Here is a 19,128-nt window from a genome sequence, read left to right as displayed (position 1 = left end):
CGTTCTCGCCGGACGCCCGCGCGTGGAATCCCCGCCGGGCACCTCCTGCGCGGAGGGATTCACGCTGCCGCTCCGGGTGGCGTCGGGACGCTTCAGCCTTCGTCGACCAGGTCGAACTTCTGGCCCACGCCCTTCGCCAGGGCGACGTCGTAGAGCGCGCGCGCCAGGGCCACGTCCTGCACGGCGAGGCCCGTGGAGTCGAAGACGGTGATCTCGGAGCCGGTGCGGCCCGGCTTGCGGCCGGCGACGACCTCTCCCAGGGTGCCGGCGAGCTGATGGGCCTGGATGAGCCCGTCGTGGAGCGGGACGTTGACCTCGCCGGAGTGGAGCGCCTGATCCGCGTCGTCGATGAAGACGCGCCCTTCGACGAGCAGCCGGGGATCCAGCTCCTGCTTGCCGGGGGCGTCCGCGCCCATGGCGTTGAGGTGCGCGCCGGCCTGGACCCACTCACGGCGGACCACCGGGGCGCGCGCGGGCGTGGCGGAGCAGACGATGTCCGCGCCGGAGGCCTCCTGGAGGCTCACCACGCGGCCGCCCTTCTCCTTCTGGAGCGCCTCCGCGGCCTGCGAGGACACGTCCGCCATCAGCAGCTCCAGGTCCCCGAAGAGGGCGCGGTGCGCGTCGATGAGGACGCGCGCCTGCACGCCGCAGCCCACGAGCCCCAGCGTGCGGGGCTGCTTCCGGGCCAGGTACTTGGACGCGATGCCGCCGGCGGCGCCGGTGCGCCACGCGGTGAGCAGCGTGCCGTCCAGGATGGCCAGCGGGGACGCGGTGTCCGGGTCGCTGAGCACGTACACGGCGCGCACCGTGGGCAGGCCGTGCTTGCGCGGGTTCTGGGGATGGGCGTTGACCCACTTCACGCCGGCCGCGCCGTCCAGGAACGCGGGCATGGCGCGGAAGTCGCCGTCGTACTTCGGCAGGGACAGGTACACCTTGGGGGGCATGAGCGCGTCGCCGCGGCCATGGGCCAGGAACGCACGCTCGACGGCTTCCAGACCGAGCTCGACGGTGTAGAGGCCGCGCAAATCCCTGGCGCTGAGGAGGAGGGTGGGCATGGGCGCCGCTATACCCAACCGCCCTTGCCCGCGCACGCGCCCGATGTGCAATGTCTGCCATTGGCCATTTTCACCCTCACGACTCCCGTCAGGCAGAACTGGTTTGTCTGCGAAATCCGGATTGCCTAACATGCGGCCATGTCGGAAGGCCGGGCGCCATGCCGGCGTCCTCCTGGGACAAGGAGTCCTCCATGAAGTCTGGAATGGCGTTGCTGCTGTGCACGGGTCTGGCATTGAAGGCGTGCGGTGGAGCGATGACGCCCGAGGAGTCGGCGGCGCTGGCCACGTCCGAGGCCGCGCTGAGCTCGTGTGGTGAATGGGTTGGATGGAGTGACACCGGCCTGGAGCGGTGCATGGCCAGTTCAATCTGTGGGACCACCTGGGTCTGTGAGCCGAGGCTGACGGCCGACGCGGCTCCGTCCCTCGATGAGGGACCCCAGCAGCGGCCGCCGGTGTGCCCCTCGGGCCAGGTGGCGGTCCCGTACACCAACCTGGGGATGATGCGTTATCAATTCCAATACCGGGCCTGCTACGACGACGCCGGCAACTACACGCACACGGAATACCAATACCGGAACTACGCCAGTAGCTGCATCAGTTGCTGAGCCGCTCTCGCGTCGGGCCGGAGTCCATCGCCTCCGGTCCCGCGCCGCGGGGGCCGTGCTCGAAGCCACCGGAGGCTACGTGGGCGTGCCCTCGCGAGCGTCCACGCCAATCACGTCGCGCACGGAGGCGAAGCCGTCGCGGGCCAGCAGGGCGCCCAGCTCCGGGAGGATGCGGTCCACCATGCCCGGGCCCTCGTAGATGAAGCCCGTGTAGACCTGCACCACCGTGGCGCCCGCGCGCAGCTTCTCGTAGACGTCCTGCGCGGTGAACACCCCGCCCACGCCGATGAGGGGCAGGGCGCCCTGGCTCCGCTGGTACGCGCGGCGGATGACGGCGTTGGACAGCTCGCGCACGGGGGCGCCGGACAGGCCGCCGGCCTCCTTCGAGTGCTTGTGTTCGAAGGGGCGGGTGAGGGTGGTGTTGGTGGCGATGAGCCCGGACAGCCCGCGCGCCATCGCCACGTCCACGACCTCATCCACGGCCTCGGGCGTGAGGTCCGGGGCGATCTTCAGGAACAGCGGCGTGCCCGGGGCCACGGCGTCCATCCGCTCGCGCACCGCGAGCAGCAGCGCGGACAGCGCCTCCGGCTCCTGGAGCTTGCGCAGGCCCGGCGTGTTGGGTGACGACGCGTTGACGACGACGTAGTCCCCCAGGGGCGCGAGCGCGTCCACGCAGGCCACGTAGTCGTCCACCGCGCGCTCCAGCGGCGTGTCCTTGTTCTTGCCGATGTTCACGCCCAGCGGGCCGGGCTTCCACTCGCGGGCCTTGAGGCGCTCCGCCGCGGTGGCCGCGCCGTGGTTGTTGAAGCCCATGCGGTTGATGACCGCGCGGTGCTCCGGCAGGCGGAACAGGCGCGGCTTCGGGTTGCCGGGCTGGGGCTTCGGCGTGACGGTGCCGATCTCCACCGCGGAGAAGCCGCAGGCGAACAGCCCGTCCACGGCCTCCGCGTCCTTGTCCAGCCCGGCGGCGAGCGCCACCGGGTGGGCGAACTTCAGCCCCGCCAGCTCCACGGACAGGTCCATGGGCGCCAGGCGCAGCGTGTGCTCGCGCATGGCGCGGCAGCGGGCGTTCCACTTCCCCAGGGCCGCGAGCCCCGACATGCCCAGCCGGTGCGCGGGCTCCGGGGGCAGGCTGAAGAGCAATGCGCGAGTCAGGCCGTACATGCGTCAGCCCGGGATGAAGGACGCCTCGCGCGCCCACGCGAGTGCCTGGTCCACCTGCTCGGGGGTGAGCAGGCCGTTGGACTCGACGATCTCAATCTCCCGCCGCATGTCCGTCTCCAGCAGGTAGGGGCCGTCCGTGTTGATGGTGAACTTCACCTTGCGGTCCCAGAACGTCTGCATGATGTGCTTGAGCTCCTGCAGACCCTCCACGGCCTTGGTGTGGATGTTGGACGTGGGGCACAGCTCCAGCGTGATGTTGTTCTCACGCAAAATCTTCATCGCGGACTCGTCGTACGCGGCGCGGATGCCATGGCCGATGCGGTGGGGCTTGAGCTTCTCCACCGCCGCCATCAGGCCGCCCGCGCCCGTGCCGGCCGTCTCGCCGGTGTGCACGGTGCACTTGAGGCCGCCCTTGCGCGCGCGGGCGTAGAGGTCCTCGTACTCGGAGAGCGAGGGCTTGTGCTCCATCGCGTCGCGCTCCGTGCCGGCCAGGTCGATGCCGTACACGCCGCGCGAGCGGTACTTGATGGCCTTCTCCACGATGATGCTGTTGAGCTTGTGGTCGAACTCGCGGGCCAGGCAGAAGATGAGGCCCACCTTCACGCCGTACTCCAGCGTCGCGCGGTCCATGCCCCGCAGCGCCGCGTGGATGATGTGGTCCAGGTCCAGCTCGCTGGAGAGGTTGCGCTTCATCGGGTTGAAGCGCAGCTCGATCTGGGTGACGCGGCTGCCCCGGTACTCCTTGCCAATCACCTCGTAGACGGAGCGCTCGATGGCGCTGGGAGACGATTGGATCTTCTCCGTCCAGGTGTGGAGGATCTTCAGGTAGTCGTCGAGGCTGCCCACCTTGCCCGGACGGGAGGTGATCAGCTCGACGAAGTCGAAGTAGTTCTTGACGGGGAGCTTGAAGCCCTGCTGGTGGGCGATGGACCACAGGATGTGCGGAGCCACCGCGCCACCCACGTGGATGTGGAGGTCAATGAGGTCGCGAACCATGGCGGCATGTATGCACAGCCACGGCCACGCGTAAAGCTATCGGCGCAGCAGCACGTAGACGGCGCCAGCCCCGCCGTCCTGCGGACGGGCAGTGGAGAACGCCAGCACCATCCGCTCCAGCCGCTTCTGCGACAGCAGATCCCGCACCGCGTCCTTGAGCACCGGGATCTGATCCTTGGAATTCAAACCGCGCCCGTGGACGATGAGCACGCAGCGGCGCTTGGCGCGGCGGCTGTCGGACAGGAAGCGCTCCACGGCGGCCTGGGCCTCGCGCTGCGTCTTGCCGTGGAGGTCCAGCCGGTCCTGCACGGAGAAGTCGCCCCGGCGCAGCGAGCGCAGCAGGTTGGGGTCGGTGCCGGGGGAGGCGCCCTCGAAGGACTCGTCCGAGCCGGTGAAGGACAGCGGCCCGTCCACGGCGACCAGGTCGGAGAGCTGCGCGAGCGCCTCCGCGTTGTCGTCGATGAGCTCCGGCAGGCGCGGGTTCGTCTTGGGGGCCTCACCGCGGTTGGTGATCTGCTGCACGCCGTCCATGGCGGAGAAGAAGAGGCCCACGTCGTCGTCCTCCGGACGGGCCTTGGGGGCCTTGGTGGGCTTCGGCGCGGCGGCCTTCTTTTTCGCGGCGGCCTGGGCGGCGGCGGCTTCCTTCTCCTGCTTCTGCTGATCCTGAAGCGTCTTGATGGCGGACTTGAACGGGTTGTTCTGGAACTCCGCTTCCTTCTTCTTGGGGGGACGCTGGCTCATGGGATTCCTGTCTTCTAACCCGGGCTACAGGCCGCGCAGCCTGCGGATTTCCTCGTAGGCGTCGCGGACGGCCTGGAACCGGCGGGCGGCCTGCTCGGCGGCCCTGGGCGCCAGGTGGCTGGCCTTGTCCGGGTGGAAGCGGGCGGCGAGCTTGCGGTAGGCGCTCTTCACCTCCGCGTCGGTGGCGTCCGGGGGGAGGCCCAGCGTCTGGTAGTGGGCGGTGGCGTCGCCCAGGTGCTGCTCGGCCAGGGCCTGGACCTTGGCGTCGGGGACGTCCAGGCCCTCGGCCATGCGCTTCAGGGCCTCGCGTTCGGAGCGCTGGAGGGGGCCGTCGGCGAGCGCCATCTCGTAGAGGGCGTCCAGCAGGCGGAGCCGTTCGCCCGAAGGCAGGGAGTCCAGGCAGGAGGCGAGGGCGGCGGGGGCGTCCAGGGAGGCGGGGTGGGAGAGGAAGTCCTTGAGGTGGCGGCGCACGGCCTGGACGGTGTGGGCGTCGGCGTGGAGGACCTCCTCGAAGTAGCGGCGGACCTCGCGGACCTCCTCGCGGCGCATGTCGCCGTCGGCGCGGGCCACGTCCACGAAGAGGGCGGTGATGTCGCGGTCGAGCGGGTCCTCGTCCGGGGCCTGGACGATGGGGAACTCGCCGGGGCCCTGGGAGAGGGGGGCCTGCTTGGGAGGCGGCTCGAAGGTGACGGGGAAGTCGCTGAAGATTTCAGGGAAGTCCGGGGGCGCGGCGTGCTGTTCGTCGAAGTAGTGGCCCAGGCCCGTGCCCACGATGAGGGCGAGCACGATGGCCCAGGGGCCGCCAATGAGGAGGCCGGCCATGAGACCCAACATCGCCCCGAGAACTTTTCCCGCGCCCATGCCTTCGCTTCGCTCCCTTGTGCCGGGCCAGTCTTGCATAAGGTGGGGCGTATGACGGCTCAGTTGATTGACGGCAAGGCAGTGGCGGCGCGCGTGCGGGCGGAGATCAAGGAGGAGGTGGCGCGCCTGAAGGCGGAGCGCGGCATCACCCCGGGGCTCGCCGTGGTGCGCGTGGGCGAGGACCCGGCGTCGAAAATCTACGTGACGGGCAAGAAGAAGGCCGCCGAGGAGGTGGGTTTCAACTCCTGGGAGCACCACCCGGACGAGACCATCACCCAGGAGGAGCTCCTGGCGCTGGTGCACCGGCTGAACGAGGACCCGGCGGTGCACGGCATCCTGGTGCAGTTGCCGTTGCCCAAGCACATCGACGCGGACGCCGTCATCGCGGCGGTGAAGCCGGAGAAGGACGCGGACGGCTTCCACCCGATGAACGCGGGAAATCTGCTCCTGGGAAGGCCGGCGACGCGGGCGTGCACGCCCTACGGGGTGATGCGGCTGTTGGAGGAGGTGGGGTGCAATCCGGCGGGCAAGCGCGCGGTGGTGGTGGGCCGCAGCAACATCGTGGGCAAGCCGCAGGCGCTGATGCTGCTCCAGAAGGACGCGACGGTGACGGTGTGCCACCGCAAGAGCGACCTGCCGTCGGAGGTGGCGCAGGCGGACATCCTGGTGGTGGCGGTGGGCGTGCCGGAGCTGGTGAAGGGCGCGTGGATCAAGCCCGGCGCGGTGGTGATTGACGTGGGCATGAACCGCAAGGCGGATGGGAAGCTGGTGGGCGACGTGGAGTTCGCCGCGGCGGCGGAGCGCGCGTCGTTCATCACGCCGGTGCCGGGTGGCGTGGGCCCGATGACGATTGCGATGCTGATGAAGAACACGCTGGAGGCGGCTCAGCGCGCGGGGAAGTAGGTTGGAACAAGGGCCTCCCTGACTCATACTGGCGTTCAGCGTGAGGAGGCATGGGTGAGTCAGGGATGGAAGAATCACGGTGTCACGTACGACGCAGGGCGGGAGACGTGGAACGCGCGCATCGAAGGTGGATAGGCAGGCCGTAGACGAAGGGACCTATCCTTCTGAGTTTGATGCCACCCTGGGCGTGAGTTCGCGCTGCTGACGAACGCGTGGCGCGCCACGAGGAACTTTCCAGACCTTGAGCTCTCAGAGGCATGCGCTTGCATGGCCGAGCGGCCGGAGGAAATGGGGCCGAGTACCACAGATACCATCATCGCGCTGCTGACCCCGCAGGTTCTGCGAGCGGGCATCCTCCAGTATCTCGGCAAGGACAGGGAGGCCTGCCCTCGCCGGGTGCATCTCAGGGCCTACAGTCCGCAGTCGTAGGGACCGACCTGATTCTTGCAGGCGTCGTAGCGGATGCAATAGCCGATTGGCGTTGAATAGGCATACACCCAACGGCCCTTGGCGCAGCGAACGCGGTCGGTATTGAGCCGGCACCGCCCGACGTCAATGTCCGGTCACAGCCGTCCGGTGGTGCCATGGCGTGCCCCTAGTCATCGGTCGTCTCGGTTTCCGTATTGGGGTGGCCTCCGGTCCACAGTTGGCGAGCATCATCCCCACGCAGAACGCCAGTGCGAGTACCTGTCGTTTCATGGGGTTACCATTCCTCCGGATTACCGTGATCCCTGCACGCATCCGAGTTGAGGATCCAGCAGTCTGGTGGCCACATCACCTTAATTGGTCGCCGGAAAGGCAGATGTGTTGGTTACTGGGAACAGGACACCAATGCGGGTTCTGGCTCGAACTGCAGGTGTTCGGAGACGCCATGGCACGCACCGGGCGGGCTAACTGCGAGGACTGCGTCTCCGACCGTGCATTAGGCCCGCAGGCGACGAGAGGCACCACAGCGCCAACCGCCACTCCAACTGAGTTCGACAATGACAGCCACTTCAGGGCTGAGCCCTCGTGAGGGGAACGAGACCGCGTTCTGGGGCTGGATCCGCTATGAATAATCCTCGCTGGGTCTGGTTCGCCCCATCTGGTCAACTCTCTCGGAACTGATGGTAGAGTTGCTATGCTCTAAGTTATTTGAATATGAAGCCTGTAGTTCGATCGAACTTTGCTCTCCGGGGATTTATATGAGTAGTCCGGAAACTTGGACGTTGAAGGGTTTCTGTAACCACTTTCGATTTGTGCACGCAAAAATGCACGATCACGCGTTTGCCTGGGTTCTTGGCGCTGGCGCGTCTCGCGCGTCAGGTATCCCAACCGGAGGGGAGTTAGTCGACACGTGGTTGCGTGAACTGCATCAGCGCATGGACACCTCTGCGCAAATTTTTGAAAAGTGGGCTACCGAGAAAAGTCTTGAAATCGACGGATTTACGATCGCCGACGCGGCGACGTTCTATTCGCAGATATATGAGCGACGGTTTAGGAACCATCCGGATGAGGGCTACGCGTATCTAGAGGAGTTAATGGCGGGGAAGGATCCGAGCCCAGGTTACTCAATCTTGGCAAAAGCGATGGAGAACACGCGACATCGGCTAGTTGTTACGACAAACTTCGATAACCTTGTTGCGGATGCGCTTTCCGTTTACACGGATGCATTTCCTTTTGTTGTGGGTCATGAGGCGCTTACCGGATTTGTCCGTGCGGCTATGCGGAGGCCTCTTGTTTGTAAGATCCATCGCGATCTACTACTGGGACCGAAGAGCGATCCGAGAAGCTTGAAAAGACTTCATGAAACATGGGCTGGGGCGCTTAGAGCTCTTTTTGCTCATTACACTCCTGTCTTTATTGGGTATGGCGGAAATGACGACAGCTTGATGGATTTGCTGGAGTCGTTGGATCAGGGGGACATAAAGGGTCAGTTGATTTGGTGCTATTACGAAAAAAGCACTCCGAGTAGAAGAATTGTTGAGCTTGTTGCTCATCATAAAGGCGCATTGGTTCCGGTGCCTGATTTTGATTTGCTTATGATTTTGCTCGGTTCCGCCCTTGGAATCGAGCCTCTTGATTCTGTTATTGAAGAGAGAGCTAAGAAGCGTGCGGAGAATTATCGAGAGCGTGTTCTCTCGCTCGATACGAGTGGTCACCCAGAGGTAACTGCGGCACTTAGTTCGACCTTGGAGCGAGCAGGAGGATGGTGGGCCTGGGATGCTCGCGCACAGAGAGAGGTTGAGCCTGGAAAACGAGAAGCTCTTTATCGGCAGGGACTGCATAAGTTTCCCAAATCGGCTGAGCTTCACTCGAGGTTTGCGCAGTTTCTGATGGTTGCCCTTGGAAAGGCAACTGATGCAGAGGCGGTCTGGCGCAAAGCCCTAGAGATCAATCCGGACGATGCGGCCATTTATCTGGGGATTGCTTATATTCAATTGAGGTTTCTCAGAAATCCCTCCAGCTCTGAGGTGTATTTTCAGAAGGCCCTCGAACTTGCCCCGGAAGAGCCACATGTCTTAATTGCTTATGCTGAGCTGTTGGGTGAGTATTTAGGTAGAGTTGAGGAGGCTGCTGCTCTTTTCTTGAAGGCAATTACTTTATATGGAAACAACCCTGCCGGCTATATCGGCTATGCCGGATTTATGGTGCTTGTGAGGAAAAACATCGATGCTGGCGAGCTGCATTTCAAGGAGGCGGTGGATTTGGCTCCTGGTTCCCCGGCCGCGCTCGGAGCTCTTGCGTTGTTTTACGCTGAGTTCAGAGGTGATTTTGAGAGATCTGATGCGCTTTTTAATCGAGCAATCGGGCTTGCGCCGAAAAATCAAGGACTTGCTGCCAATTATGCTGAGTCTCTTGTGGTTCAGAAACGATTTCATGATGCGAAAATCGTTATTCTGCGTGCGCTGGATAATGGAGCAATGAACTTTGGCGCAATCCTGGTTTTGAACTTCCTTGCAGCTATCGTGGAACGTAGTGAAGGGCGGGACGACAGTCGTTTTCTTGGCAAAGTTAAGGCAATGTTGTCTGAGGGGGTCATGCGCTCTGGATGGAGAACAGAATTCTTGGAGGCTGCGCTTCCGGGGATATTGGGTCGAGAAGAGGTGGGTGTTTATTTTGCGCTGCTTGATATGTTTCGAACTGGAAGTATGGGTGGACTAGGGTTGAGCGCGCGGTGGGGGAGTTTGTAGGTGGTTGGTGGCTGGAGAGGGTGCTTTGGGGATGTGTGAGTGTGTTTGGTTTTAAAGTGGCCTTGAACGTGTTTTGAGGCTGTAGTGGTCGAGCTGCACCTGTTACAATGCGACGGAGTCCGCATACCATTCCCCTTCGCCCCGGGCGGGACCTGACGGAAGATGGGCTCATGGGTCCGGCCTTGCACCGATGCGCAGTGGGCGGGGCCGTGCTGGGACTGCTGCTGTTCGCATCCCCCGCGCGTGCCCAGGACGCCACGCCCCTGCCCACGTTCTCCCTGGAGCGCCTGGACCCGAACCCGGGCCTGGGGCCCCTGACGATGGGGAGCGGGGAGCTGCTCGCACCTGGAGCCCTGCGCATCTCCCTGCTGGCGCACTACCAGCGGAAGTCACTCACGGTCCGCAATGGGCCGGACGAATACCCGCTCGTCCTGTCCCGGACCACCGGCGTGGTGTCGCTGGCCGTGGGCGTGCTTCCCTGGCTGGAGCTTCAGGCCCAGCTCCCTGGCGTCATCCATCAGAGCGGCGCGGACGTGAGCACCGTGCTGTCCATCTCCTCCCCGTCGCGGAGCGGCCTGGGCGCGCCACGACTCGCGGCCCGGCTGGGCTTGCTGGGGACCACCGCTCCCGAGGCCTTCCATCTGGCCCTCGACCTGGATGTGCGGCTGCCTGTGGGCGGCTCGGGGGCGCTCGCTCGCGACCAGGGCGTCCGGGGACAGGGACGCCTCATGATGGGCAAGCGCTGGGGGCCCGTGGCTCCGGCGCTGGAAGTGGGCGTGCTCCTGCGTCGCGCCGTCTCGACGGACTCCGGCGTGGACAGCCTCAACGGCGTGGGCAACGAGCTTCGCGCCGGGGTGGGCCTGACGGTGGGGTACGCCCTGCGCGCGGAGGTGTCGGCGCTCGGCGCGTACTCGTGGCGGAAGCAGCGCACCAGCGGCGAGCTGCTGGGCGGCCTGCGCTACGCGCCCTCCCGGCCCTGGGAGTTCTTCGCATTGGGGGGGGCGGGCCTGGGCGCGGAGCCGGGAGCCCCTCGCTTCCGGGTGCTCGCGGGATTCGCGCTGCTCTTCGACAAGCCACCGCTTCCGCCCCCGGAGGACATCGTCTACGAACTCGTCCAGGGGCTCCCGCGTGCTCCCGCCGCCCCCCAGCTCGAACCCGAACCCACGCCTTCCGAACCTCCGCCTCCCGAGCCCGCCAGGGATGAGCCTGTCTCCGAGACCGACACGGACGGCGATGGTGTCGTGGACGTGTTGGACGCCTGCATCCACGAGCGGGGGACCCGCGAACACGGCGGCTGCCCGGAGACTGGTGACTCGCTCGTCTCCCTGACCCGCGAGCGCCTCGTCCTCCATGGCCAGGTCTTCTTCGAGGTCGGCGTGACGACGGTGCCGGGGCGCTCTCGCGTCCTGGACCAGGTGGCGCGGGTGCTGCTGGAGCATCCGGAGGTGGAGCGCGTCGTCATCGAAGGGCACACGGACGCGGAAGGCTCCACCGCCTCCAACCAGCGTCTGTCCCTCGCTCGCGCGGAAGCAGTCCGCGACTACCTGGTGCGAAAAGGCGTTCCAGCTCACCGCTTGGAAGCCCGGGGCCTCGGTGCGCGCCGGCCCGCGGGCTCCAACGGTACGCCAGCGGGCCGGGGGGAGAACCGCCGAGCGGAGCTTCTGTTGACCCTGGGCGAGCCCACTTCGGCCCGCACCGTCCCCGCGCCTCCTCCCCCCTGAGTCCAGGGGAGGGCCTCCCCGGCGGAGGCACCCTGCGGAAACCTGTCCGACAGTCGGACAGGTTCTGGCCGCACCGGGCCCGGGGGCGCACCCCGCGGACATCCGGGGGGTTAGCGCGCCCGCTGACCGCGCCGGGCCCTCCGCCTGGCCAGCACCCACGCCGCGAGCACCCAGACCCCTCCGGACCCACCCACCGCGCAGCCGCTGCCCTCCACCGTGACGGCTTCACCAATGCCCTCCACGGGAACGACCGTGGGGCCCAGTCCGCCTCCGCTCGGCACCACGCGGACCTCGCCGCGCACCGTGCCCGTGCGCGTCGGGTGGAACGTCACCGGGACGGAGGCGCGGCCCCCGGCCGGGATGGCACCGCTCGCCGCGCTCATGTCCACACGGAAGGCGGCATCGGAGGAGGTCACCTGCACGGTGACAGGCACGTTGCCCGTGTTCACGAGCTCCAACGAAAGGGGCTGGCTGGTGGCGTCCACCCGCTGGTTGCCAAACACGATGGCGCCGGGCGTCACCGTCAGCTCCTGCGCCACGCCCGTGCCCTGCACCGCGACCATCAGCGGCGTGGAGGACGCGTCGTGCCGCACCGCGAGCGACCCCGCGTAGTCGCCCGGCCGCGGCGGCTCGAAGACGACGTAGAAGGGGTGGCTGGTGCGGGGCTCCACGACATGGGGCAGCGGGAGCCCCGACAGGGAGAACCCGTCCACCGGATCCACTCCGGTGATGGTGACGGGGCTCGTGCCGGTGTTGCGCAGCTCCACGACGCGCTGCGAGGTCCCCCCGAGGAACTGGGAGCCGAAGGTCAGCGCCGTCACGGACGTCTCCATCGAGGCCGTGGTCCCCGTGCCCCGCAGCGTCACCTGGGCGGCGCGCGGCGCGTTGCTCTGGACCTCCAGCACGCCGTTCTCCGAGGTGGCCTCGGTGGGCTTGTAGCTGACCTGGAACGTGCGGTTTCCGAGCGGCGGCACGCTGGTGCCCACGTTGAGCCCTGACACCTGGAACGGACCGCTCACGTTCACCGCCGTCACGTTCAGCGACTCGCTGCCCATGTTGAACAGCGTGAGCTCCCGGGGCGCGCTCAGGCCTCCCACCCGCTGGCCGCCGAACTCCATCACGTCGCTCGCCATCCGGGAGACGGCCTGGAGCCCCTCACCATCCAGCTTCACCACCGTGGGAGACGACGGCGCGTTCGAGAACACGCGGAGCGCGCCGGACGCGGCGCCGTCCTCGACCGGGACGAAGGTCGCCTCCATCGTGAAGGCGTCGCGCGGCGGGAGCTCCTTCGGCAGCTTCGGGAGCACCAGCGAGAACGGCCCCGCCACCGCGATGGTGCTGATGGTGAGCGTGTCCGTCCCCGAATTGACGATCGTCACCTGCACCGCCTTGCTGGTGTTCCCCACCTCCGTCCGCGCGAAGGACAGTGCCGAGGGGGTGGCGGTCACCTTTCCTTCGACGCCTTGTCCGCTGAGCAGCACGGTCTGGGTTGCGCCACCCGGGCCGTCCGCGCTCAGCAGCAGCTCCGGTGCGAACTGGGCGATATGCGGAGGCTCGAAGGTCACCTGGACCTGGGTCGTGGCACCGGGGGCCAGGCTGAACCGTCCCGCGGGGGTGACCGCGAAGCCCGTGGGCGCCTGGATGGACTCCACCACCAGCGTTCCGGCCCCCTCGTTCTTGAGCGTCAAGGCCTGGGGCGCGCTCACGGAGCCGACCTCGCGCGAGCCGAAGTCCAGCGCCGTGCCACCATCGGGCGCGGTGACCTTGAGCGCGGGGACCGCCACGCCCGTGCCGGTGAGCGCCACCTTCACGACCGGGGTGCGCGGATCATTGCTCCGCAGGGTGAGGTCCTTCGCGGCGCGGCCCGCCACCGGGGCATAGGCCACCGTCAGGTTCGCCTGTTCCCTGGCCTTGATGGTCAGCGGAAGGCCGGACTCCACCGTGAAGGGCGCCTCGACGTCGAAGGCGGTGAGGACGAGGTCGTCCAGTCCCGTGTTGCTGACCGCCAGCGTCTTGCGAACAGGGTCGACCCCCGCGGTGTGCACACCGAAGTCCATCGCGGTCGCCGCCACGACGATGGCGGGTTCGATGCCCGTGCCCCGCAGGGAGACCTCCGCGAGCGGCGTGGCGGACCCCTGGGCCTGGATGTACATCGGCAGGGAGAACGCGCCCGCCGTCGCCGTGAAGGTCACCGTGAGCGGAAGGACCGTGCCTGGCTGCACCACGCTGCCTCCCGGAGCCAGGCCGCTCACGCTGAAGGGAGCCTGCGTCAGCACGGCGGGAATCGTGAGCGGCAGGCTCCCCACGTTCTTCACCTGGAGCAGCAGGTTGCTGCTCGCGCCCACGCGCACGGTGCCGAAGTCGAGCGCGGTCGGCGCGAGCTCGAGCTTCGGGGCACCGCCCGTGCCCTCGAGCTTGATGGGCAGGGAGCCGTTGTCGGGGTCGTTGCTCAGCAGGCTCAGGATTCCGGAGTCAACGCGGTCGGCCGTGGGCGCGTACGTGACGGTCACGTCCAGGGTCGCGCCCTCCTTGAGCGTGAAGGGCAGGGACACCGGCGCCAGCTTGAAGGGGAGGGGGAGCGACATGGCGTCGATGACCAGCGGGACGACGCCCTCGTTGGTCAGCCGCACCTTCTGCGAGGCGGACGCGCCCACCGCGATCGAGCCGAAGGACAGGCTCGTCGGGTTGACCCTGAGCAGGGGCCGCCCCGTCCTCAGGCGGATCCGGGCGGCGGCGATGCAGTTGGTCCGCTCCGGACGCAGCGTGAAGGTATTGATGTCGCCGTATCGGTAGCCAGGGATCCCCATGGAGTCGGGCGCCTTGTAGCCGAGCTCCGGCGTCTCGCAGCCACCGCACACGCGGAAGGGATTCGGGGCCATGCCGTAGGTCCCCAGGACCTGGCTGTTCAGCAGGACGGTCGTGAGCCCGCCGTCGTAGCCACGGCCAATGATCTCCACCTCCGCGCCAGTCACCCGCCAACCCTTGGCGACGGGATCCGTGAAGCTCCGGACACCCCCGTTCCAATTCCCGGTGTTGTCCGAGCACGCATAGGTCGTGCGATCACAGGTGGGGCACTTCGTGGCTCCGTCCCAGGTCAGCTCAAGGAAGTAATCCTTGACCACTGTCAGGGATTGGGACCGCGAGGCCTCGCCAGGCGTCTCGGGCGACGCCGGCGCCTCGGGCTCCACGGGGGAACAGGAGGCAAGGACAGACAGGCAGAGAGCAGCCAGCAGGGTGAGTCGACGCATCGGAGCGCCTCTCGTGAGAATTGGGAAGCCCGTCCCAGGAAGAAAGGGCGCGAGAGCTTCGCATGAATCATCAACACAACGCGACCCATCAGCCTTTACAAGGATGGTGTTATATGTACACGATGGGTCGGGGTCACGGACCTGGGAGGTTGTCACATTGTGAGGCGCGAGGAGCGCATCGCGGGGGGACTGTATGGGCTGCTCGTGGGAGACGCGCTCGGGGTGCCCTATGAGTTCCACCGGCCCGAAGCGATACCGGCCCCGGAGGCCATCGAGTACGACCCACCTCCGGGCTTCACTCGCGCGCATGACCGCGTCCCACCGGGCACGTGGTCGGACGACGGTGCCCACGCGCTGTGCCTGCTGGACTCCCTGACGTATCAGAAGCGGCTCGACTGCGAGGACCTGGGCCGGCGGCTGGTGAATTGGCAGGACTGGGGCTACCTCGCCGTGGACGGTGACGTGTTCGACGTGGGCATCCAGACCAGCACCGCCCTGCGCCGGTTGCGGGACGGCACGCCCGCGATGCTCGCCGGCCCCAACGGCACCCTGGACAACGGCAATGGCTCACTGATGCGTGTATTGCCATTGGCCCTGTGGCACCAGGGCAAGGACGCGGCGCTCGTCTCGGATGCCATGGCCCAGTCGCGCGTGACACATGGCCACGTGCGCGCCCAGGTGTGCTGCGCGCTGTACTGCCTCTGGGCCCGCCGCATCCTGGAGGGCGCGGCGGATCCGTGGGCCGAGGCCGTGGCCACCTTCCGGGACCTGTACGTGGAAGGCTTCCCGCAGCGGGAGGAGTTGGAGGCCCACATCCGCCCGGACGACCCGGCGCCGGGGATGGGCGGCGGCTACGTCGTGGACTGCCTGCGCTCCGCCCGCGCCTGCGTGGCGAACGGGAAGACCTACGAAGAGGTCGTCAAAGCCGCCATCCGGCTGGGCCACGACACGGACACCACGGCCTGCGTGGCGGGCGGCATCGCGGGGCTCATCCACGGCCTGAACGGGATTCCCCAGCGGTGGCGCTCGCAACTGCGGGGCCAGGAGCTGGTGGAGCCGCTCCTGGCGCGCCTCATGAAGTCCCTGGGCTGAGCTTCAGTCCGGGAAGATCTCGAGCACGTCCTTCAGCATCGCCGCGCCCGTGCCCCGGGCGCCCTGCTCACCGTTGATGACGGTGTTCACGCCGTGCAGGTCGCTGCGGAACACCGCGCCCATCTCCATCGCGCCCAGCCGGGCCAGGGGATGGGCCGCGTCCACGGCGGTGGGCCGCACGCTCCACTCCCACCGCTCCGCGCCCACGGGCTCGCCGCGCGCCAGCAGCAGCACCTGGCCGCCCTTCGCCCTGGCCGCGTCCAGCTCCGCGCGCGTCACGCCGCGCATGCCCGTCACGGACACGTCCTTCAGCGTCGTGGGCACGCGCATCACCGCGTTGGCCAGGATGACCAGCTTGCCCGCCGTGTCCCAGCCGTCCACGTCCAGCGTGGGGTCCGTCTCCGCGATGCCCAGCGCCTGCGCCTCCGCCAGCGCGGCCTCGTACGTCTTTCCCTCCGCCATGCGGCACAGGAGCAGGTGGCTGGTGCTGTTGAGCACTCCTTCGAACCGGCCCAGCCTCCCCAGCGCCAGGTCCCGGCGGCCCACGTTCACCAGCGGCATGGACGCGCCCACCGCCGCGCTGAAGCGCAGGGGAGGGCGGCCCGGCGACTCCAGGTCGCTCAGGCCCGCCAGCTCCTGGAACCCCAGCACCAGCGGCCCCTTGCTCGCGAGCACCGCCGCCATGCCCCGCATCAGCGCGCTGCGCGTGATGTCCAACCCGGGCTGCCCGTCCTGGAAGCTCGTGGGCGTGGCCTCCAGCAGCAGGTCCGCCTTCACCTCGCGCACCAAGTCGCGCCCGCTCATCCCCGGACGCCCCACCACCGGCAGCGACGCCACGGAGTGCCGCGCCCGCTTCACCGCCAGCACCGCCCCGAGGTCCAACCCGTACGGCGAAACCGCCGCGCCGCCCGAGTCCGCCAGCCCCACCGGCAGCAACTCCAGCCGGTAGCGCTCCATCAGGAGCGACGCGCGCGACTGGAGGATCTCCAGGAGCGGCACGCCCACGTTCCCCAGGCCCGTGAGCAGGAAGCGCACCGTGCGGACGGCGCGCGGGTTCATGGTGCGAAGGCCTCGCGCACGCCATCCCGGCGCAGCGTGAAGAGCATCCACACGGCCACCGGCACGCCCACGAAGCAGCCCGGCGTCAGCGTGTACATGGCGCAGATGGCGCCCACCGTCGCCAGGCCGTAGCCCTTGAGGTTCATCGCGTTCCACGCGCCCCAGACGGCCAGCACCCCGCAGAGGATGCCGCCCACGATGGCCAGCGTGAAGCCCGTCGTGAACTCCAGCACCACCGGGGCCTGCCCCGGCGTGGAGAAGGGCGACGCCACCTTCAGCGCCGCCAGCACCCCGCCCAGCAGGCTGAAGGTGACGTGCAGCACGCCGACGATGAGCAGGAAGAACGCCGGGAAGCGCACGATCTGGAAGATCTTGATGCGCGGATCGCCCGGCGCGAGCTGAGGACCTGGACCGCTCATGACCGCCCCTTCAGCGCGCCCACGATCATCCGCGTCGCGGGAGACTTGTTCAGCGTGTAGAAGTGGATGCCCGGCACGCCGCGCGCGAGCAGCTCCATGCACTGCACCGTGGCGTGCGCCACGCCCAACTGCACCACGGCGTCCGGCTGATCCTTCACGCGCTCCATCTGCAACGCCAGCCGCATGGGCACCGTCGCGCCGCACATGCGCGTGAAGCGCTGGACCTGCTCGTAGTTGGTGATGGGCATGATGCCGGGGACGATGGGGACGTTGATGCCCACCCGCCGCGCCCGCTCCACGAAGTCGAAGTAGAAGGCGTTGTCGAAGAAGAGCTGCGTCACCACGAAGTCCATCCCCGCATCCACCTTGGCCTTCAGGTGCCGCAGGTCGTCCTCGCGCGACGCCGTCTCCACGTGCCCCTCCGGATAGCACGCACCCCCCAGGCAGAAGTTGAAATCCTCTTCTCGGACGAATCGGACCAACTCCTCGGCGTAGCGGAAGCCCCCCGGCACCGGCTCGAAGGTCGTCTGCCCCTGGGGCGGGTCCCCGCGCAGGAGGAGCACGTTCTCGATGCCTGCCGCGTCGAGCCGGCGCAGCACGTCACGAAGCTCGTCGCGGGTGTGTCCCACGCACGTCAGGTGCGCCATCGCCTCGATGCCGGTGCGCTGCTTGATGTGCGTGACCAGGTCCACCGTCCGGTCGCGCGTGCTCCCGCCCGCCCCGTACGTCACCGACACGAACCCCGGCTCCAGCGGCGCAAGCTCCTCCACCGTGCGCAGGAGCGAGGCCACGCCCGCGTCCGTCTTGGGAGGAAAAAACTCGAAGGAGAAGCTCGGCTTGGAGGGGTTGAGGCAGTTGCGAATCTTCATGTCGGGATGAGTTTAGTCCCTTCCGCGTCGGCCTTGATCGGAGAAGGTGCGCCGCTATAGTCCGCGCCGTTTCACCACCCCCTGCCCACCCTGGAGAAGTCAATGACCCGGCGTACGCCCCTCAACGAGGCCCACCGCAAGCTGGGGGCCCGCATGGTCGACTTCGCCGGCTGGGACATGCCGGTGCAGTACTCGTCCGTCATCGCCGAGCACGAGGCCGTGCGCACCGCCGTCGGCCTCTTCGACGTCTCCCACATGGGAGAGATCGAGTTCACCGGCCCGGGCGCCCTGGAGACCGTGAACCGGCTCATCTCCAACGACCTCTCCCGCTGCCAGGACGGCCAGGCCGTCTACGCGGGCCTGCTCAACGACCTGGGCGGCTTCGTGGATGACGTCGTCGCCTACCGCTTCAGCCCCGAGCGCATCCTCATCTGCGTCAACTCCAGCAACCGCGAGAAGGACTTCGCCTGGATGAGCGCGCGCGCGGAGGGCGTCAAGCCCGTGGACCGGAGCGACGAGTACGCGCAGATCGCCGTCCAGGGCCCCAGGGCCGTGGGGCTGGTGCAGCGCCTGACGAAGTCGGACCTGTCCCAGGTGGGCACCTACCGCTTCACGGAAGGGGAGGTGGCCGGCGTGAAGGCCATCATCTCCCGCACGGGCTACACCGGCGAGGACGGCTTCGAGCTGTACTGCGCCGCCAGCGACGGCGTGAAGCTCTGGGACGCGCTGCTGGAGGCCGGGCAGCCGGACGGCGTGAAGCCCTGCGGCCTGGGCGCGCGCGACTCGCTGCGCACGGAGATGAAGTACGCGCTGTACGGCAACGACATCGACGACGCGCACACCGCCCTGGAGGCGGGCCTGGGGTGGATCGTCAAGCTGGACAAGGCGGGCGGCTTCATCGGCAAGGACGCGCTCGTCGCGCAGAAGGCCGCGGGCGTGCCGCGCAAGCTGGTGGGCTTCGAGCTGACCGGCGCCGGCATCCCGCGCCACGGCTACCCCATCCTCAAGGACGGCGTCCGCGTGGGCGAGGTCACCAGCGGCACGCAGGGCCCCACGGTGAAGAAGCCCATCGGCATGGGCTACGTGCCCGCGAGCCTGGCCACCGAAGGCTCCACCTTCGACGTGGAGATCCGCGGCCGCGCCGTGCCCGCGGTCGTCGTGAAGACCCCCTTCCTCAAGAAGTCCTGATTCCCTCCCATCCGCACCCGTCGCGAGGAGCCGC

15 protein-coding genes are annotated in these 19,128 nt (G+C 67.6%); 6 read left to right on the top strand and 9 right to left on the bottom strand.

Going from position 1 to position 19,128, the window contains the following annotated elements; all coding sequences use genetic code 11:
- Positions 1-92: 92 nt before the first annotated feature.
- On the bottom strand, positions 93-1,055 hold the full coding sequence (locus K8556_RS22900; RefSeq protein WP_223742205.1) for an ornithine cyclodeaminase family protein: 963 nt from the start codon (positions 1,053-1,055) through the stop codon (positions 93-95).
- Positions 1,056-1,246: 191 nt separating this feature from the next.
- Between K8556_RS22900 and K8556_RS22895 the strand changes: the two genes are divergently transcribed.
- On the top strand, positions 1,247-1,660 hold the full coding sequence (locus tag K8556_RS22895) for a hypothetical protein (protein ID WP_223742204.1): 414 nt from the start codon (positions 1,247-1,249) through the stop codon (positions 1,658-1,660).
- Positions 1,661-1,735: 75 nt separating this feature from the next.
- On the opposite strand, the gene K8556_RS22890 is transcribed toward K8556_RS22895, so the two are convergent.
- From K8556_RS22890 to K8556_RS22875, 4 genes are read right to left on the bottom strand one after another with little or no spacing between them, the layout of a single operon-like run.
- A complete protein-coding gene (locus tag K8556_RS22890) occupies positions 1,736-2,824 on the bottom strand; it encodes a quinone-dependent dihydroorotate dehydrogenase (protein WP_223742203.1) in 1,089 nt (362 codons plus the stop codon).
- 3 nt (positions 2,825-2,827) lie between these two features.
- Positions 2,828-3,820, bottom strand: coding sequence for an adenosine deaminase (gene add, locus K8556_RS22885; RefSeq protein WP_223742202.1), 993 nt, complete (start codon positions 3,818-3,820; stop codon positions 2,828-2,830).
- A gap of 36 nt (positions 3,821-3,856) precedes the next feature.
- Positions 3,857-4,561 (bottom strand): Smr/MutS family protein, encoded by a 705-nt coding sequence (locus K8556_RS22880; RefSeq protein ID WP_223742201.1) that lies wholly within the window; start codon positions 4,559-4,561, stop codon positions 3,857-3,859.
- Positions 4,562-4,585: 24 nt separating this feature from the next.
- A complete protein-coding gene (locus K8556_RS22875) occupies positions 4,586-5,383 on the bottom strand; it encodes a TerB family tellurite resistance protein (RefSeq protein WP_306799600.1) in 798 nt (265 codons plus the stop codon).
- 90 nt (positions 5,384-5,473) lie between these two features.
- Between K8556_RS22875 and folD the strand changes: the two genes are divergently transcribed.
- The 3 genes from folD to K8556_RS22860 all read left to right on the top strand — a co-directional run bounded on the left by folD (position 5,474) and on the right by K8556_RS22860 (position 11,219).
- Positions 5,474-6,325 carry a bifunctional methylenetetrahydrofolate dehydrogenase/methenyltetrahydrofolate cyclohydrolase FolD gene (gene folD, locus K8556_RS22870; RefSeq protein WP_223742199.1) on the top strand — a complete coding sequence of 284 codons (852 nt, stop codon included), beginning with the start codon at positions 5,474-5,476 and terminating at the stop codon, positions 6,323-6,325.
- Positions 6,326-7,665: 1,340 nt separating this feature from the next.
- Positions 7,666-9,498 carry an SIR2 family protein gene (locus K8556_RS22865; RefSeq protein ID WP_223742198.1) on the top strand — a complete coding sequence of 611 codons (1,833 nt, stop codon included), beginning with the start codon at positions 7,666-7,668 and terminating at the stop codon, positions 9,496-9,498.
- Positions 9,499-9,680: 182 nt separating this feature from the next.
- A complete protein-coding gene (locus K8556_RS22860) occupies positions 9,681-11,219 on the top strand; it encodes an OmpA family protein (RefSeq protein WP_223742197.1) in 1,539 nt (512 codons plus the stop codon).
- A gap of 110 nt (positions 11,220-11,329) precedes the next feature.
- Here K8556_RS22860 and K8556_RS22855 read toward each other — a convergent pair whose 3' ends face one another.
- Positions 11,330-14,191, bottom strand: coding sequence for a choice-of-anchor D domain-containing protein (locus K8556_RS22855; RefSeq protein WP_223742196.1), 2,862 nt, complete (start codon positions 14,189-14,191; stop codon positions 11,330-11,332).
- A 432-nt stretch (positions 14,192-14,623) separates the two neighbouring features.
- Here K8556_RS22855 and K8556_RS22850 point away from each other — a divergent pair, with 432 nt between their 5' ends.
- Entirely contained in the window at positions 14,624-15,559 is a 936-nt protein-coding gene (locus tag K8556_RS22850) for an ADP-ribosylglycohydrolase family protein (protein ID WP_223742298.1), read from the top strand.
- Positions 15,560-15,562: 3 nt separating this feature from the next.
- Here K8556_RS22850 and K8556_RS22845 read toward each other — a convergent pair whose 3' ends face one another.
- The 3 genes from K8556_RS22845 to metF are packed head-to-tail and all read right to left on the bottom strand — an operon-like array spanning position 15,563 to position 17,906.
- Positions 15,563-16,618: a hypothetical protein gene (locus K8556_RS22845; protein WP_223742195.1), complete on the bottom strand. Its 1,056-nt coding sequence runs from the start codon at positions 16,616-16,618 to the stop codon at positions 15,563-15,565.
- Positions 16,615-17,037, bottom strand: coding sequence for a hypothetical protein (locus tag K8556_RS22840; RefSeq protein WP_223742194.1), 423 nt, complete (start codon positions 17,035-17,037; stop codon positions 16,615-16,617). The genes K8556_RS22845 and K8556_RS22840 overlap by 4 nt, the downstream gene beginning before the upstream one ends.
- The gene (metF, locus tag K8556_RS22835) at positions 17,034-17,906 is read right to left on the bottom strand and encodes a methylenetetrahydrofolate reductase [NAD(P)H] (protein ID WP_223742193.1); all 873 of its coding nucleotides are present in this window, start codon (positions 17,904-17,906) and stop codon (positions 17,034-17,036) included. Before metF ends, K8556_RS22840 begins: the two co-directional genes overlap by 4 nt.
- Before the next feature lie 102 nt (positions 17,907-18,008).
- On the opposite strand from metF, the gene gcvT reads away from it, so the two are divergent.
- Positions 18,009-19,094 carry a glycine cleavage system aminomethyltransferase GcvT gene (gene gcvT / locus K8556_RS22830; protein WP_223742192.1) on the top strand — a complete coding sequence of 362 codons (1,086 nt, stop codon included), beginning with the start codon at positions 18,009-18,011 and terminating at the stop codon, positions 19,092-19,094.
- Positions 19,095-19,128 lie beyond the last annotated feature (34 nt).

Origin of the sequence: Corallococcus sp. AS-1-12 (assembly GCF_020036995.1) — a bacterium.
Classification (GTDB): domain Bacteria; phylum Myxococcota; class Myxococcia; order Myxococcales; family Myxococcaceae; genus Corallococcus.
This window is presented reverse-complemented; position numbering and strand designations above follow the sequence as displayed.